Annotated in this window: 9 protein-coding genes; 4 read left to right on the top strand and 5 right to left on the bottom strand. The window is 46.8% G+C overall.

Annotated features, from left to right (window positions below):
* Nucleotides 1-120: 120 nt before the first annotated feature.
* From AC6I8T_RS24060 to AC6I8T_RS24045, 4 genes are all read right to left on the bottom strand, one after another.
* Complete coding sequence (locus AC6I8T_RS24060) at nt 121-8763, bottom strand: hypothetical protein (RefSeq protein WP_497834581.1); 8643 nt, start codon at nt 8761-8763, stop codon at nt 121-123.
* Between the two features lie 160 nt (nt 8764-8923).
* Nucleotides 8924-9487, bottom strand: coding sequence for a hypothetical protein (locus AC6I8T_RS24055; protein ID WP_497834580.1), 564 nt, complete (start codon nt 9485-9487; stop codon nt 8924-8926).
* Nucleotides 9487-9975 (bottom strand): glycoside hydrolase family 108 protein, encoded by a 489-nt coding sequence (locus AC6I8T_RS24050; protein WP_497834579.1) that lies wholly within the window; start codon nt 9973-9975, stop codon nt 9487-9489. Before AC6I8T_RS24050 ends, AC6I8T_RS24055 begins: the two co-directional genes overlap by 1 nt.
* Nucleotides 9976-10065: 90 nt before the next feature.
* Nucleotides 10066-10881, bottom strand: coding sequence for a CPBP family intramembrane glutamic endopeptidase (locus AC6I8T_RS24045; RefSeq protein ID WP_497831706.1), 816 nt, complete (start codon nt 10879-10881; stop codon nt 10066-10068).
* 460 nt (nt 10882-11341) lie between these two features.
* Between AC6I8T_RS24045 and AC6I8T_RS24040 the strand changes: the two genes are divergently transcribed.
* The 4 genes from AC6I8T_RS24040 to AC6I8T_RS24025 all read left to right on the top strand — a co-directional run bounded on the left by AC6I8T_RS24040 (nt 11342) and on the right by AC6I8T_RS24025 (nt 15664).
* Nucleotides 11342-11554 (top strand): hypothetical protein, encoded by a 213-nt coding sequence (locus AC6I8T_RS24040; protein WP_497833402.1) that lies wholly within the window; start codon nt 11342-11344, stop codon nt 11552-11554.
* Between the two features lie 344 nt (nt 11555-11898).
* Nucleotides 11899-13146, top strand: a complete 1248-nt coding sequence (locus tag AC6I8T_RS24035; protein ID WP_497834578.1) for a serine/threonine transporter — start codon at nt 11899-11901, stop codon at nt 13144-13146.
* A gap of 28 nt (nt 13147-13174) precedes the next feature.
* Entirely contained in the window at nt 13175-14572 is a 1398-nt protein-coding gene (locus AC6I8T_RS24030; RefSeq protein ID WP_497834577.1) for an L-serine ammonia-lyase, read from the top strand.
* A 195-nt stretch (nt 14573-14767) separates the two neighbouring features.
* The gene (locus tag AC6I8T_RS24025; protein ID WP_497834576.1) at nt 14768-15664 is read left to right on the top strand and encodes an alpha/beta hydrolase; all 897 of its coding nucleotides are present in this window, start codon (nt 14768-14770) and stop codon (nt 15662-15664) included.
* A gap of 54 nt (nt 15665-15718) precedes the next feature.
* Here AC6I8T_RS24025 and AC6I8T_RS24020 read toward each other — a convergent pair whose 3' ends face one another.
* Nucleotides 15719-17281 carry a phosphoethanolamine transferase gene (locus AC6I8T_RS24020; protein ID WP_497834575.1) on the bottom strand — a complete coding sequence of 521 codons (1563 nt, stop codon included), beginning with the start codon at nt 17279-17281 and terminating at the stop codon, nt 15719-15721.
* Nucleotides 17282-17594: the final 313 nt, after the last annotated feature.

Below are 17594 nucleotides of genomic sequence, written 5' to 3'. Positions count from 1 at the left end.
TAGCGGCGCGAACATTCGCGCCGGCTAAACGGATGTTGTCTAAATCACCACCGGCTTATTTTTTTGAGATGTTTCTCTCCCGCCATTAACACCGACAAACCAGACATATTGTACCGGTAGCTACACACCAACGACATGAATAGTGGGCAGATGCTTTTCTGACGGGATATTTTCATGGGTATCTTTCAGGCAAACCCATGCATAGGTGACATCGTCATCTTGCTTTGGCGCTAACGCGCACAACATACCAAACACCATTTCCGCATCCGGCATAATCAGGCGCAAAATCAATAGTTCACTGGCGTACAGCGCCTGAAAAAATGCCAGGCGTTGACTTTTATTGTCAGCGGTAAAATCAGCAATATTGAGAAAATGGTGTGTCGGGGATGACCGGTAGAAACGACGTTCGTCTTCGCGCCATAACTCCGCTTCGGTTGCTATCACCTGACGAATACGGTGTTGCAGGCGCCATAAAAAGGCCGGGCTGGACAACTCACTCATAAATATGGGGCCGGCAAGTCGATGTTTTGTCCATGCGACAAACTCTTTTGCCGTATGGGGATGGCTACTGATTCCCGCCAGGCGTGCGTCGGTGACGGTGTTTTCTGCCTGCCGGACATTCTCCAGCAATAAATCTTCCGCAACTTCCGGACCTGTCAGAAACGGGGAGGCTTTTTCCTTGTGAGAAACCGAACCGATGCGCGCAGTCAGGATCAGTTGCGTCGGCTTTTTGCGTTTAGCCGTAGTCAGATCAAATCCAAACGGTGAGAGCGTTGGTCTGATAATTATGATTTCGTTGGCATCATGTGGTTGTTGCCAATAATTCACGGTGCGATTTAATTGCTGCTCAAAGATTCTGCTGTGGTTGCGCATGTGCGCCTCCTGCCACTCTTCTGCATTGAATTCCAGAAATGTATTGAGTAGCTTGCCTGCTGTTAACCCGGCGGTGAGCTGACGAAGCAAGTCAAAACCAGCTTGCCACGCAGGTACGTTCAGCGGTGAAGGATGCTGATCGATTTCAAATGCCCAAGGCTGCTGAAAGGTATCCGGCGTACAGTGGGGATAGGTACCGTAGCGACTGAAAAAATTATTTTCTGCCAGGCAATTTTGATACAACCTCGTCATATCAGCTCGTGAAGGGGACGGCGGCTTTCTTTCTGAGCGAAACCACTCGAAGGCGGCGATAGTATGGGTCAGAATATTCAGCTTATCGGCCACCCAACTGATTGAGTCCTTGCCTGGAAATTGCGCCATCTTCACTCCTCTTTTAATGAAGCGATCAAGCGTTGACAAAACGACCTCCCTGCTTTTCAGATCCTGCAATGTGTTGGTGAAGATGTGTGGATCGTAAAGATTGGCCTTGCGCCACATAAAGACATCCCAGATGGCCGGACTGATGTCCACGGGATGCTTCATGCGCTTTTGTAATTGCAAAATCAGATTGGTTCCGTAAGCATGCAGATGCTGCTCGATTTCCATCAAATGATCATCTTCGACGGTAAAGCTGTAAGGGATACCCGCGGTAGCATTTGCCAGTTGTCGAAATTGTTCCGCACTGGCCTTCTGCCTGAGTAACATGGCAGCACTGATATTTCTTTGTTGTTGTATATTCAGTAACGGCAAAAACATGGGTGTCGTTTTTTTCTCTTCTTCGGCCAGAAACCGGTCCATCGTTACACGGAATTGCTGCCTTGCGCTCCTCCCTGGCGCTGATGCTACTGTCTGCGGCCATTCGCTTATCCCCACTGGCATAACCTGTAACTGACCCGAGGGATCCAGTACGCGATAATGGATATTTTGATAATCATCCTTGCTAAGAATAAAAACAAAATTCCCATTGTGATATTGCAATATATAGGGTGTTAGTTTTGTGGCGGTAGAATTGCCTGCTGCCGTTTTCTGCACATACGATAATGGCGTCATCACCCCCTGTTCAATCAATGCACTCGCTTGCACAGTTGGCATTAATTGCCAGCGTTCATCAGCCTGGTCATGTTGTTTGCGCCAGGCATCAGACACGCATTGATCAAAAAACTCGGTAGCCGTAATCTCCCCGTTGCGCATGGCGGTGAGATTCAGCTGCAACTCAGTCGCAAGACTAAGCGATTGCCAGATAGTTGCATGTGCATGTTTATCCGCCAGTGGAAATAACATCGCACGTTGATCCACAAGGCTGGCAAAAAGTTGATCTTCATTGTCGTTAATAAAACCGAGATAACAACAATAACTCATCGGGTCCCACCAGACTCCGGCAAATCCATTTTCCGGCAGGCTGGCAGGCGACAATGTATTGTCGAGCGGAGAGCGAGTTCTTAACCTCGCTGCATAGTCCGGATAGTCGGTATAGCCGCTCATCAACCCGCGAATCGCCTGCTCAAAATAATCACCCGAGGACACCATGTCGGGTTTCGGACGTTGCCCGTTTATCCATGTATTCACATCCGCTTCAGCCGTTAACTGGATAATCCGTTCCGCATCCAGCTGTTCATACAGGCTACGGCTGTCGCGGTAAAAGGCAAAAAATTGCGTTAACCACTGGTGAAAACGCGCTTTTATGGTATTGAATTCTGTCGCATTGTTCGCACGAGCCAATTGTTGTTGAAAGTTTTGCGATCGGGTTTCCAGATAGCGCGTCAGCAGAGTAACCACCCCGCTCTTTTTTTTATCCTGTGATAGCGCGGGAGTGACAGTTTTGCGTTTGAATTGCATCTTGCCAATCTGACCGTCGTCAAAACATGCTGCCGTCAATGTCCGGTTAGAGATATGCGCAGGTGTTTGCAAAAACATCCCCGACTCCGGCACCGGCAGGCCCAACGGGAAGATCAGTCCCCCTTGCTGATTAACGATATCGAATCCAACACCTGCTGCGGTGAATTCGCCGGTGCTATTGGCTTCCCGTGCCAGATACCAGGTAAGCAGTAGTTCTCCGCGCGCCTGTGCTGCCAGGAATTGCTGCTCTTTCTGCGCTGGCATAGCCCGAGTCAGTACTTCCTGCTGGTTCTGTATCGCTTTCAAAACTAACTCGCGTAACAGTCGATGCTCCAGTGGCGTCGCATTGTCGAAAGTCAATTCCGCCAGCGATGCCATTAACCGTTGGTTGTCATTAATACAGGCAACCAGTGGCATCAACATTTTCGCCCCGCGATCAATGGCGGAACCGAAAGCAGCAAGCGCGTCTTCGGCAAGATTACTGCCGGGCATATTGAACAAGGCCAGGCGGCTTAATGCGTTGATCGGTACGAGACCTGCATCGCGGAACGCAAGGCTGTATAGCCGCACCAAATCGCCGTGCACAATATTTTCCCAGCCAAGTTGCTGCGCGAGTATCGCCCCCAGACAAAGCAGCTTCCCGATCCCCTTGCCTGCCACTGAGTCTGCCAGTGCCGGATCCACCGCACCTAAATGCCGGGTAAAGTCCAACTGGTGTTGGACTGCCGCGCGTATGTAACGCCGCACTGCGTCTATCGTTGTTCCCTGCTCACTCCCCAGCAGCATTTCAAACCGACGTGTGACAATATCAATCTGCTCTCGCGCAAAACTACCGTTGCTGAGTTTGTGCAGCGTCACATCGGATCCTTCCAGAGGTGTTTGCAGATAAAATATGACGTGTGAATAAAGCCGTGGAATGTTTGGATGTTTTAACCGGAAAAGATCACTGAGCAACTCCAGCACCCGGTCAGTATCCATGACCATACCAACAGGTAAATATCGTTGCAGCACGCGTAACTGATAATCCACCAGACGACCATTTTCATTGATGATGCTATTGATCATGGTAACAACGTCATCTGTCTGGACAGAATTTTTATCAGGCCCATTCAGAGCATAGCCATACAGACGCTCATGGAAAGTAAGTGAGGAAAACCCGATAAAATTTAGCAGCACATCATTTAATTCTTGCTGATACAGCATGGTATCCGTTACCGCCTGCCAGGATTCAACTAACTTTTGCGGCGCGGTAAATTCGTCCATTATCTCCTTATGTTCAGGAAAAGGCATTAATATATCGGGATGATCACGTTCAACCTGTCGGCGCGTAAGAAAAAGTGGTTTACGTTCACCATTAAAATCATTTCTGAGGAAAGTGGAGCTGCCATTGTCCATAGTGTAATACAGGCAAAATAGCTTGTTTTTATGGATGCGGCAGCTCTGCGTAAACGCTTGCTGCACGATCATGATGAACTCAGGGTGCATCTCGTCATCACGCATAATTTCAATATGACTTTCCGCATCTGCCTTGCTTAATACTTTTTTCCATTCAGCCACCACAATCTTTGTGGCATCGGCAAGGAATGCCGTCATATTCTGATAGCGCATCTCCGGGGTAAGAAATTCCTGCATATTGGCTAACCAGGCGGTTTGTGCATCAATACCTGTCCAGTCATCAATAAGATAATCTTTTAGTACACTGGCGGAATATTCAATTCGTGCATATTTTTCATAAAGTTTTTTCAGTCTGTTTTTTATTAACAGTGATTCCGTTATGTATTCCGTAACCGTAGGTATATGTGCAGCAGGGTTTTTCCGCACATAACTATCGATATTATCATTAAAAGAAGATAAATTCTCGCAAAATAAAGTGATGGCTGCGGGATTTTCAGCCAACTTAAATTTAATGCGGGAGGCTAAAAAATTGATCACTTCGATATGGTACTTTTCCTGCGCCGCGCTTCTTTTTGTATTAATAGTAAACCTTTGCAGATAATAAAACAGCTCCGGGAGAAGCATTCTGATTACGCGTTCTTTTGCCTCGACTTCACTCAATTGAGTTAGTATATCCTGCGGTTGGCTAACTAAAATATACTGCAATACAAACAGATAATTGTTTTCAAAAGCACGGGAATTACTTGCCATAATATCTTTAATGCTTTGCCTTGCATGATCAAGTAAGATGTTTTGCTCCGGAGACAGGATAAGATTGGAAATCGCACTCGGATTTTCTTTATCAAAGTTCTCTTTCAGGTAATCGTAAAAAAAAACGGCATTAATATCTGTTCGATTGGGATTCAGTTTATAATAGCCCCCTAAATCTAAAATTTGCATAACATACTTTCTTATCTCAGGCGTAAAACTCCTGAAAGCAAACATTGCTAATGGATCATAATCAGCAGCGATAGTCCACCCGCCAGCTCTGGCAGTTTCAATAATACTTGCAACGTCACCCGATTTTAGCTCTGTAAATAAGATCTCCTTATACAAGGCCGGATCTTTTTGATGAATGTCAAAAATATTTATCGTTATATTTTTTACCCTGAACTTATCACTATAACAATGAAAACTTCCAACCGGAGGTAATGGAAACATATAATTTTCAATTTCAAGACTTCGATTACCCTGTGGTGCAATCCAACGCGCAAATGGATGATACTTATGCTGTTCATAGAGCTGATTCAACTCTTTTTTTGCCAATGCAAAAAATCCCGGATACCCCTTCAAAGTCTCTGCAATGGTGAACAGGTTCGTTCCAAATGGTTTCAGATTGGTCAGCGGATATTTATACGCCGGGATTATCCCCACCACCTCGATAATCTTGTTAAAGCGTTCAACTTCTAATTTACCCAACATGGCTTTTGCCGCCTCGAGATTAGTTATCTCGGATTGGATTTGAGATTCAATCAATGTCGACATCGGCTGTTTACTGGTATGAGGCAAGGATTGTGCTAATTTATATGTTGCTTCAAGGTTGTCTTTCCGCGCAATAATATTCAACTTTTGCAAATTAACTTTGGATATCGCACGCCGCAGCCCATTAAATATTTTTATTACAGATCGAGGGAGTAACAATTCCACTCCGCACGATAGAGCCTTTAACAACTTTTCATAGTCATCAATAGGAATCTCATCTACAGAAGTTAATAATGATGTTTTTACTGAATCATAACAGCTCCTCAACGGAAATTGTTCGAGGATGGTTCCCAGCGTACCCAGTTGTTCTTCCTTCTCGCCTCGCGTAAACATGCTCTCGTCAACTTTCTGTTTCTGCCAGCTTAAAAAGGCTTTCCTGTTCTCGAGGGCTTTTTCGATGATGAGTGGGATGGCGGTTGCAGCAAGTCCCAGCTTCTTCTCCTCAAACCACGGTACGATTTCCCATGATGGGGTAACAAATTCACAAGCTTTAGAAATGCCATATTTTGTCCAGCTACTGTAGAAATCAAAAAAATGAACGATGTCATCGGTCCAACCGCCTCTGGGTTTTTCAATCTTTTCACAGCGGTCCCAGTAAGACCTCCCATCCTTGAAAAAATAGTGTCGATTGAGGATTTCATCATCGAGTCGCTGAATATCTTTTGTAGCGTTAATGGGTAAGGTAATAACAGGAAACAACTGATTCTGGCGCGCGATTTCAGGATTCAACATAAAATATTGTCTTTTTTTGGTTTTGGTATTTTCGCCAAAAAAAATGACACCACTTTCAGTCTTTGGTCGTTCATTAAAAGCCGCGTTACTCAAAACCTCTGGGTTAAGCCTGGAGGCCGTCTGGATAAAAAGATACCTGACCAGATGGAAACGTTTACTGTGTGCATCAACAAGAAAATATTCCACATCCGCATCGGATAAATAGTCTTTGAAATCACTGGACGTAATGTTAAAAGACCACGATACGACCTGGTGGTAGTAATTTAGATGTTCACCCTCAAATGCCTTATAAAATTTCTCATAATCACTCTTAATTTCGGCACGTAACGGATGAGGTTTTAATTTAAATGCAGCCTTCCCTTCATACGGATATTTCCTCAACGGGCCGGGCACGGAATTCTGCATAAGTTGATAAAGCACCTCGATGCCATCTGGAAAGCTCATCACCACACAAAATAAATCTTTACATTCGATGATAATGGGAAATCGTGGTTCCGGTAGGGGTGTTCTGTGTATTTTAAAACTTGGTTGATTAAAATTATACTCTTTATCAACATCAACGCCTAAGATCTCATATTTTTCCCTGGCAACATCGCGTACGGTGACAGGTTTCGTTCTCTCCAGATTGATATCGATCTCATGAAAATCCTGATAAGGCTTATTAATCACACGATCGTACTTCTGGTATTTTTTAGCTTCGGTGCTATTGGCTTCATCACCAAGATAAACCTTGATTCTTGCAAGTCTGAATGTCAGTAACTCACCTTTATCAAGCGCCGACTTGAAATCGGTGAATGTGATATATTTATTTTTAGGATACTCAACCCCCATATCTATCCAATAATTATTAAGACTCTTCGAGATAACCGACTCATTTGCCATTCCATGATTGTAAAATTGAATAAAGTCTGGTGCGGGGAATTTAATCACAAACTTAATTATTCTTTCGAGTTTTTCTGACGCTGTAGTTTGTAAAGCATTGGACAGAGCGCGTAAAATATATGAATGAAGTCCCTGAATAGCCATGCCAATAGTGTCATTTTCTGTACCATTGGCATTATCCCGCCAGATCTTATTCACTTTCATATTTACAACGTTGATGAGATTTGCCATATTCAATACCTGCTTACTTCCCGGAGGCGTGAGCAGCACTGAAAAAGTATCGACCATCAGATTGTTCATTTGATCACGATCCTGATGTGTAAATTCTGTCACATTCATGACCGCAATAAACTTTGCTGCATTTTTGATACGCAAATCGATATTTTCATCAAAGATAAACTGACTAAACTCATCAGCCAGTCGAAGGCCACTCTGACTGGAATGCAACAATTTCCTAATCTTTGCGACGACGTCGTAACAGGTGCTATTGACTGTAGTGTTTAGGTGTAAATCAAGAGCCGGAGGACGACTCCCATAAAATACACTGTCCTGGGGTACATCCCTCTCATTGTCGGTTAATATCAGACCATTATTATTAGCCACCTCCTGTGACGAAAGCAGAAACTGATAGCCCACCATAAGACTGGCACCGACTAACGTCAGTGCCCCCGCTATTGGTACGATGTTGCTGTCGGGCTGGGGTGCCTGCACTACCAGCGCTGCGGCAGTCATTCCGGTCGCCAGCAGAGGTGCATTGACATCCAACCCGCTACTGGCTGAGGTTGGCGTTACAGAGACAGGCTGCAATTTTTCCTTATATTTAGCTATCTTTTGCTGACGTTTATGCCGAGCCAGCCCCTCCAGGTTAACTGTGGTCTCCTGACACAACGGCCTTACCAGATCAAAACCGTCAATAAATTTAATAGTGGCACCCAAAGGTGGGCATATCCAGCTGATAGCAGGTATCAACGCATATCTCAATCCTGCACTCACCATTTCAGAGGTAAAAACTTTCGTTTCGACAAAAGCGCAAATGAATTCGCGCAAAACCTCTTCGCGAGTGAATCCCGTCGAAGAAGTCGCATTCGTGCTTTTTTTTAATGCGTTGTTTTCTTCCAGTAGAAGGAGTAATTGATTATATTTATCCCGGTTTTCCTCAAGCGGAACACACCCTGCAATACCTTCTAACTGAAGAAATGTCTCCACTTCATTTTCAGGCATAAATAATTTCGCTCGTAATTCCCTGCCTTTTTCAGAATGCATAACATTAACTGCAACCTTCAGATCCAGGTGATGTTCATAACCCCTCTTACTTCCTCTGAAATCAGCCGCTGTTATCTCTTTCTTTTCTTGTATCGTTGGCAAACAGTCATAAATCAGGCTGGATATTTTATTCAAGGGTGCGTGGGTGATTTTTCTTATCGAACCAATAAGTAAATTATTTCCCTTGAGAACCAGAGACAAGACGCTTTGATCGGCATAAAAACCAATACCATTGTAAGCAAAGTAATTATCAGTATTCATTAATGACATTCCTTGTGATTATGAAAACGCGCCTGCGATAATATTCACAAAAAATGTAGTCGTTTATAACGAAAAATAAAGTTGGTAGTGAGTAAATCTATGGCGATTTACGACGAGATAAATTCCGACCCTCTTCTGGAGCCGGAATTCAACCTGGCGTTCAACGATGTCCCGCCATTTCATGGTTAACCTGCATTTTTCCCCGAAACCAGGAAGCAATGCCCAGCACGGGGCTCATGGTTGCCATAATGCCCGCTTCAGCCCCTATCATGCCAGGCAACACACTGAGGATCTGACTATCCGCCTGGAAAAACATGACGCCGAGATAGCACATTGCCACCGTTAATGAAGAGCAGATTGCCGTCGCCCCAAAGCAGAAACCAATAAAAGGACGCCAACTGTAGGTCGGCCAGTGCAGCGCAATGCTCTCCACTTGCATGGTTTGATTCACTGCCGCGGCGTTGTTTTCCCTTGAGATGGTTGCACGCGTTTCCATCGCCATCAGTGCTTCCTGATGGCGATAAAGTGCCGCTGTCAGCGCCTGCACTATTGTCGGATTATTGCTCAACATCTTAATCGCCGCTTCATCATGCTTTTCCCCGGTAATGTCCCGAACAGTACTGAGTATCTGCGCGGCATTACCCGCCGCATTTTCATGACCAAGCCATTGCAACACCGCAGGGACAACATTGGCTAACGACATGACCAGGCTCACTGCGTCCATTATTGTGCTCCTCGCAATAAATTCCCCGCGACGCGGTTGGCCGAACCCCGACCAAAATGCGGCCAGTTTTTGAGTGCGGTGTAATAGGTCAGACGGTAGGCATTCAGCCGCAGGATCACCTGGCGGGGGTCAGCCTGATGTGCAGCCTGGAGGGTGAGCGGTCCCATAATGCCATCGGCGTTTACACCGATCGCCAATTGTAACCAACGTACCGGATGCCCACCGTTAAACGCGATATCGAAAATCTGTAAGGCGATGGATGATGGCAAATCATCACAAAGATAACGGTCCCACCACAAACGACGGGCGATGTTTCGCGCCGTTTCCAACGGCAGATGACGCATATCACCGGCGTAACCGCTCTCCCGTGCAACCCGTTCGGTAATACCATAACAGGTCGCGCCACCGGGATCGTTCGGGTGATTAACGTATCCTCCCTCATGGCCCATTAACATCTCAAATGCTTCATTAAATCGATGATTCATCATTCATTCTCCCAAAAGATAATGGCGACCTCGTCGCCTGCGGGAGTGAATATGGGTGTAGGGGCGTTTTTTTATTAGCGGCCTGATTGAGCGTTAATGTCGCAACATGGGATAAGTAAAGAACAGCAGATGAAGCATATTGAGCGCCACATGGAATAAAACGGCAACCCATAACCTGCCACTCCACATCCATGCCAGACCGTAGATTAGCCCAGCCAGGCTGGCAAACACGACCAGCAGGATCCCCCCCGCGATATGCATCAAACCAAACAACAGCGCAGCGAGCGCCAGGGCAAGGAAAGGGGATATCCATCCCGCCAGTCGCTGTTGCAGATACCCCCGGAACAGCGCCTCTTCCGCCAGAGAGACAAAGAACACATTGGCAAAGGCAAACTGAATAAGCCACTGTGGCAGGTGTCTCTCCGGTTTTAATCCACCAAAATAAACCGCCAGCCATAACAGCGCAGGGACCGCCAGTGCCAGTCCCAGCCACTGCCAGCGCAGCGCCTGGCGAGGAGGCTGCGAGACAAATAACGACCGCATCACTACCAACAGTACGAAGGGAGTCAACGCCTTATCGAAGTTGTAATACATCGTGAAGGGCACACTTTGCGGTCCGGCAATGACCTGATCGAGGACTTTGATATTATGAAAGCCGGGAATCTGATGGGTCATCAGGGCGATCGCGGCGATGAGCATAAGTACCTCTGCGCCATATCGCACCAATTTGTTCTCACCAAAACGGAATGACGTCAGAGCCACCAACAACAATCCAGCGAGAAAAAGCCATGCTTGCCAGTCCAGAACGTGGGTGTATGTCGCGAGAATCACCGTGATAAGCAAAATACCTAAAGCGAACTTTTTATGCGTTTCCAAAAACAGAAGCGCTATTGCCAGCAGTATCCACATCGGCTGTCCTTAGTCTGATTAAGAGTGGTATGTATAAAATTAATGCGGAGAAAAAGAGGAATCTCTTCTCCACTTCTGAGACGGGAATCTCATGACAGACAAAAAGTATATAGGGATGTTCCTAATAACGTGAAATTACCCTTTTGAGGTACTTTCGCATTGACAACTGGTGTGACATCTTACCAGCACCCTGTAAATTGTCATGAAAGGTGATGAAGATGAACGCCAGAACCTATTACATCCTTATATCCACAGACAGTGACGATGATCACAGGTTAACCAGAAATATCTGCCCGTCCCCTACCGGGCAAAAACATGGGATACCGCTGTCTCTTCCTGAACAAAAAACGCTATCCCTGGCAAATACGGCGAGGAATTTCCACGATTCCACCCGGTTGCTTTTCACTTTTGGTCAGCACCGAGAAGCCTGGGCTTTCAGTTCATAACCGGGACAATAAGTATGCATAAATCAACTTTCTATTATCTGGATAATCAGATTCTGCACAGCAAAGAATGTCCTTATGTTCATAAAGGTATCAGCCTATTCCTCGGTTCTGCGTACAGCAACGCACAGGCGATGTCGATTGCAAAGCAACGTAGCAAAAATGTACGTTACTGCAAAGAGTGCTGTACCCGCGACTGGCTCCGAAGCCTTGATGTTGAAGCAAAGTAACCCGTAAATCGCAGTCTGGCGTTACCCTGTCCCACGGAGTTACGGATAAGGAACGCCAGTTTTCTTGCCGAAATGGACTATTTAAACCTGCCCCAGGTTATTTCATTGCCATGATCAAACCCTGAAATATTTATTTGAATTCCCCTGGTTGACCTGAGAAATTTCCAATATAACCGGTAAGAAAACTTATTTTTAATAGAAAAATAGTCAATATAATTATCGAATAAACATCGTTAATGTAAACCCTCATATTAATAACCACAAACTTATCAGCAGAAAAACAACCCCCTTTGCCTTACATTGAATTCACACAAATTTCGCCCTGGAAAATAAGGAAAAAAACCATGAGTCTCGACACCACTGAAAAAGTGACGGCGGTGAGCCTGAATCGCTGGCGTAAAACGGACACCGTCTGGATGTTAAGTTTATACGGCACTGCGATTGGTGCTGGCGTGCTATTTTTACCAATCAATGCAGGTCTTGGCGGCCTGATACCCTTGATCCTGATGGCATTGATCGCCTTCCCAATGACTTTTTACGCGCATCGTGGCATGACGCGCTTTGTTCTCTCTGGTAGCAAACCCGGCGCAAATATCACGGAAGTGGTGCAGGAACATTTTGGTCCTCGCGCAGGCAAAATTATCGCGCTGCTCTACTTTTTCGCCATTTATCCCATTTTGTTGATGTATAGCGTCGCCATCACTAACACCGTTGAAAGCCTGCTGGTTAATCAACTGGGGGTGACTGCGCCTCCCCGCGCATTGTTGGCGTTGTTGTTAATCCTCGGCATGATGACCATCGTCCAGTTTGGCCAGAATATTATGGTTAAGGCGATGAGCATCCTGGTCTATCCGTTCGTGTTGTCTCTGCTGCTGATGGCAATGTATTTGATCCCTCACTGGAATGGCGCCGCACTGGAAACCTTGTCATTCGCATCTTCTGGCAGCGTTATGACTTACCTCTGGCTGGCCATTCCGGTAATGGTGTTCTCATTTAACCATTCCCCCATCATTTCCTCATTTGCCGTGGCGAAGCGCGCAGAATATGGCGAAGAAGCCGAGCAAAAATGTTCCCGCATCCTGGCTTACGCGCACATCATGATGGTTGTCACGGTGATGTTTTTTGTTTTCAGCTGCGTGTTGAGCCTGCAACCAGAAAATCTGGCCGAAGCGAAAGCGCAAAACATCTCAATCCTTTCCTATCTGGCTAACCACTTCTCTCTGCCATTTGTCGTCTGGATGGGGCCGATCATTGCCATCGTCGCGATTACTAAATCCTTCTTTGGTCATTACCTTGGTGCCGCTGAGGGCTTCAACGCGCTGCTTAACATCAACAGCCAAAAATTCGGCTGGGTGACATCGCTGTTTATGCTGATCACCACCTGGGCCGTCGCCACACTGAATCCGAGCATCCTTGGCATGATTGAAACCCTGGGTGGCCCGGTCATCGCCATGCTGCTGTTTTTACTGCCGATGTATGCCATCCGCAAAATCCCGGCGATGCACAAATATCGCGGCGCGTTAAGCAATGTTTTTGTCACGGTTATTGGTCTGGTGGCACTGACAGGTATCTGTTTTTCCCTGTTCGCCTGATCGGCCATGCAGTGAGTAAGGTAATCGCATGATCTCGATTCTTGATATGTTTAAAATAGGCATTGGCCCTTCCAGCTCCCACACCATTGGGCCGATGGCAGCGGCAAAACGCTTTGTGACACAGTTGCAACAGGATGGGCAACTTACCGCAGTGACCCATATTGATGTACATCTTTATGGTTCACTGGCCCTGACGGGAAAAGGCCATCAAACTGATAATGCTGTTATTTTGGGGCTGGCGGGTTTCTCCCCGGATAATGTTGATATTGATGCTATCCCGGCATTTCTGGCGCAACTGACGAAGACTGGAAAATTACCGCTGGCTGAAACAGCGCACTCGATTTCATTTACCGCACAGGACAATATCCAATTCCACGCTGAAGCGTTGCCGCTGCATGAAAATGGCTTACGGCTTCAGGCCCGACAGGATACCCGCGTGGTGGCGGAGAAAACGTATTTCTCCATCGGCGGTGGATTTGTGCTGGAAGAGTCGGAGATGCGGCAAACGCAGACTGATGCGCCCTATGTCCCGTTCCCTTATACCAGCGCAGCCGATTTACTGGACATCTGCCACAGCCACCATCTCACCATTGCTGAAGTCATGATGCAGAACGAACTGGCCCTGCATCATGCCAGTACCCTGACGTCGCATTTACGTAACGTCTGGTCCGTGGCACAACAAGGTATCGAGCGCGGTCTGGCTCAGGATGGCGTTTTGCCGGGACGCTTCCGCGTACCACGGCGCGCGCCGGCGCTACATCGTTTGTTGCAGGGTAGCGAGAGTCAAAAGAACGATCCTTTACTGACGCTAGACTGGCTTAACTTGTTTGCACTCGCGATCAGTGAAGAAAATGCTTCTGGCGGTCGGGTGGTGACAGCCCCCACCAATGGCGCCTGTGGCATCATCCCGGCGGTACTGGCCTGGTATGATAAATTCGTCAGCCCGGTCGATGACAATATTTTAAGCAACTGGTATCTCACCGCCAGCGCTATCGGTTCACTGTATAAAATGAATGCCTCAATTTCTGGCGCTGAAGTGGGTTGTCAGGGAGAAGTGGGAGTAGCGTGTTCGATGGCCGCCGCCGCACTGGCAGCGGTATGGGGTGGCAGTGCGCAGCAAGTTTGCATTGCAGCAGAGATTGCGATGGAACATAACCTCGGATTGACCTGTGATCCTCTGGCGGGCCAGGTTCAGGTTCCCTGCATTGAACGCAATGCTATTGCCGCCGTTAAAGCAGTCAATGCCGCCAGGATGGCATTGCGCCGCAGTTCTGCACCGAGTGTCAGTCTGGATAAGGTGATCGCGGCAATGTATCAGACAGGCAAAGATATGCATGCGAACTACCGTGAAACGTCACAAGGTGGGCTGGCCGTCGCGGTAGAAGTTAAGGACGCTGAAAAGGTGACGCTGGACCGTTGGTGGTAATATTTTCATCTGACATTCTCTATCGGCGCGATAAATCGCGCCGCTACCAAGACTAACAATCGATGCCTTGAGTCTTAACGACTTGCAAATGATTGTTATTATCATTAGGTTATTCCCCCACATATTCGCCGCTTTTAACGATCGGGTCACCGATCATCAACGAATGTCATCAAAGGGATGGGGGATGAACATCAAATGAATCAGAGCTTATACAGGAAAGGAATTCAGGGAATCTCAGCGTTAACTTTTGTGTTTGTCTGTGCCGGAAATTGCTATGCCAGACCGGATATGACACCGTTAGGCCCTAACATTGCTGACAAAGGATCCACCTTTTACCACTTCTCCACCCGCACATTTGATTCCGCTGACGGTAAACGCCATTACAAAGTATGGACAGGCGTGCCGGATAAGCACCCTCCCAAAGCAGGTTTTCCCGTTCTCTATATGCTCGATGGCAATGCCGTGATGGACAGGCTATCTGATTCTTTCCTGAAAAAATTATCAGAAGGGTCGCCACCGATTTTGGTCGTTATTGGCTATCAGACGACGCTGCCTTTTGATCTACAAGCCCGAACGTATGATTATACACCAACGCATTTTATCAGCAGGTGGGACAGGCATGGGCGATCAGTCGGGGGCAGCACCGCTTTTCGTCATCTCGTCGAAGAGACGATTGCCCCTGCCAGTGAAAAAAATCTGAAGATTAATCCTGTGCAGCGCGGGCTGTGGGGGCACTCGTATGGCGGGTTATTTGTGCTGGATTCCTGGTTATCTTCGAATTTCTTCCGTTCATATTACACGGCCAGCCCCTCGCTGGATCGTGATAACAACGAGATGCTCGCGCAAATCACCGCTACATCCGGGGAGGCGTTCAGTCATAAGAGGCTGGATATAATGGAAGGCGACGGCGATGAGAAAAGACCGCAGGCCAGTGCCGCGCCAGACAGGCTGCGGGCCTTGCGTCAGGCAGTAGAGACGCTGCGCAGCAATGGCGTTGCCGCAACCTATTCGCTGTTCCCAGGACTGACACATGGCGCGATGTTCACGGCGTCATTCCAGGCAACACTTTTGCAGATGTCTGAAGAGAAGTAAGTCTGAGCTGGTGGCGCGAACCTCTCCCGGTTCGCGCGATAACAATGGTAGAGATCACCGCCCTTCAACCGGTAATCCATCGTAATCAAGTCGCTTTTTATTGCCGTCCATGACCTGGATAACCTGTGGCGTCTGATAACAATCACTGAGTGGCGAACTGCAACGTCGGTTATCGTGATGTGTGACGCCCAACCAGTCACTGAGCAGCCAATAGTTATTACTGGTTGAATATTTGTCTGGAAACACCGTCCCACGGGTATTAGAGGCCGCCACTGTGTGGCTGTACCAGATAAACATCGGGATATCAAAAGCTTGTTTTGTCGGATTGCTGATATCATGATGGTAATAATTCGCGTATTTTTGCGGATCGCGTACCAGCCCGTGATCAGAAAAATAGATTAATGAAGACCGCGTACCGGCAAGTAATGAAAACAGACGCCCCAGTTGCTTATCCGTATAAGCAATCGAGTTCAGATAACAATTGTCGTTAACATCGCCTGTGAAGGGAATGGTTTCACTACGCGGAAAGCGCTCACAGGCAGGTTCATGGCTGCCGTAAAAATGCAGCACGATCAGTTTTTTCCCCGGCTCAGGAATCACCTGCGCCAGTTCATCCACCAGGCTACTATCAAACCCTATCGTTTCGTTCCATTTATGATGCCTGGCGCGTTTTGCCATCGCTGTGATTAAGCTATTACTCTGCCCTACACTACCCTGATTGCTGAACCAATAGGTATCGAGTTTTAAATCGTTGGCTAATGAGATCACATTGTCAGCCCAGGCAGTCAAAGGTACGTCATCGGCATGATGCACTTTTGCCAGAGAGGCCGGTACGGAAAGAATGGTTAGCGGCGCAGGGGCAATGGCCTGATTAAACAGCAGCATACTGCCATGCTGCGCATCAATAAATGGCGTGGTGGGGTAGTCGGAACCATAGATCGCATGATCTTTCCTGCGCGCAGACTCGCCAATCACAATCACATAATTATCGATACCTTTATCTTGCCAACTGTAGTCATAAGTGTTTTTCGCCTGCATGACGATGTCGGTCAGCTTCGCATCGTTGTAGGCACGTACGATGGGGGAAAAATTATATAACGGCGAATTGACCAATAATCGTTCTGAGATCAGGAAATCCTCGGATCGGGTCTTACCGGATACTGTATACAAAAAAATCGAGATGCCTGTGTAGAGCAATAATATGATGCCAGACAGTACAAGTTTTCTCTCAGTAACACGCCGGGACAAATAATAAGAGAGCGACACATAAAGCAAGAAAATTATGGCAAACCAGAAAACGTAGCGATAGTTATAGTACAGCATATCAATACTTTCTTTCTGGCTGGTATTAATGAACGTTGTGGCCATCACCGTCGAAAAAGCGGTGTCGAACTCGAAATGGAAATATAATGATGTCACTACCGAGAGTGATAAAACAAAACATAACGCCAGCGAAAGTAAAACTGTTGATTTCCGCTTGAAAAACCAGGCAGAAATCAGGAAAAGAAGTACGGTCGTCAAATAAACTTTTATCACTGTCCCTGACTTCTGATTAAGTACAAACAGTGCCGGACATAAGGCCAGCAACCCGACCCAAAAAACCTGTATTTTTTTCACTCTATCTACCTGTAGAAAAATACCTCCCCTGCCTGTGCGGCATACTCCCGTTTGAAAGCTGGATGATGGGTGGTTTACAGCGGCCTTTAGTATGTTGTAACTATGCAAGGCAAGCCATAATGATGGTTAAATCAAATAGAATCCCCACGATGCAATAACCGCCCAAAAGATCAGACAACCGAAGAACACCAGCCGCCAGGGATTGCTACAGAATTTAGCTATACGCTGTTGTAAAGACATCAACACGTATCCTTTTTAAATTTTTGCATTATTGGGAGAGATACATTAACCATTCTACTTATTTTTCATTATT

The organism is Pantoea sp. X-Soil-OKNW-556 (assembly GCF_059730695.1).
Note: the sequence above shows the minus strand (reverse complement) of the source record. Positions and strands in the feature narration are given on the sequence as shown.

Excerpts from the sequence above, each read along its gene's own strand:
- AC6I8T_RS24060 (WP_497834581.1), bottom strand. The coding sequence starts at position 8,763 with ATGAATACTGATAATTACTTTGCTTACAATGGTATTGGTTTTTATGCC.
- AC6I8T_RS24055 (WP_497834580.1), bottom strand. The coding sequence starts at position 9,487 with ATGGACGCAGTGAGCCTGGTCATGTCGTTAGCCAATGTTGTCCCTGCG.
- AC6I8T_RS24050 (WP_497834579.1), bottom strand. The coding sequence starts at position 9,975 with ATGATGAATCATCGATTTAATGAAGCATTTGAGATGTTAATGGGCCAT.
- AC6I8T_RS24045 (WP_497831706.1), bottom strand. The coding sequence starts at position 10,881 with ATGTGGATACTGCTGGCAATAGCGCTTCTGTTTTTGGAAACGCATAAA.
- AC6I8T_RS24040 (WP_497833402.1), top strand. The coding sequence starts at position 11,342 with ATGCATAAATCAACTTTCTATTATCTGGATAATCAGATTCTGCACAGC.
- AC6I8T_RS24035 (WP_497834578.1), top strand. The coding sequence starts at position 11,899 with ATGAGTCTCGACACCACTGAAAAAGTGACGGCGGTGAGCCTGAATCGC.
- AC6I8T_RS24030 (WP_497834577.1), top strand. The coding sequence starts at position 13,175 with ATGATCTCGATTCTTGATATGTTTAAAATAGGCATTGGCCCTTCCAGC.
- AC6I8T_RS24025 (WP_497834576.1), top strand. The coding sequence starts at position 14,768 with ATGAATCAGAGCTTATACAGGAAAGGAATTCAGGGAATCTCAGCGTTA.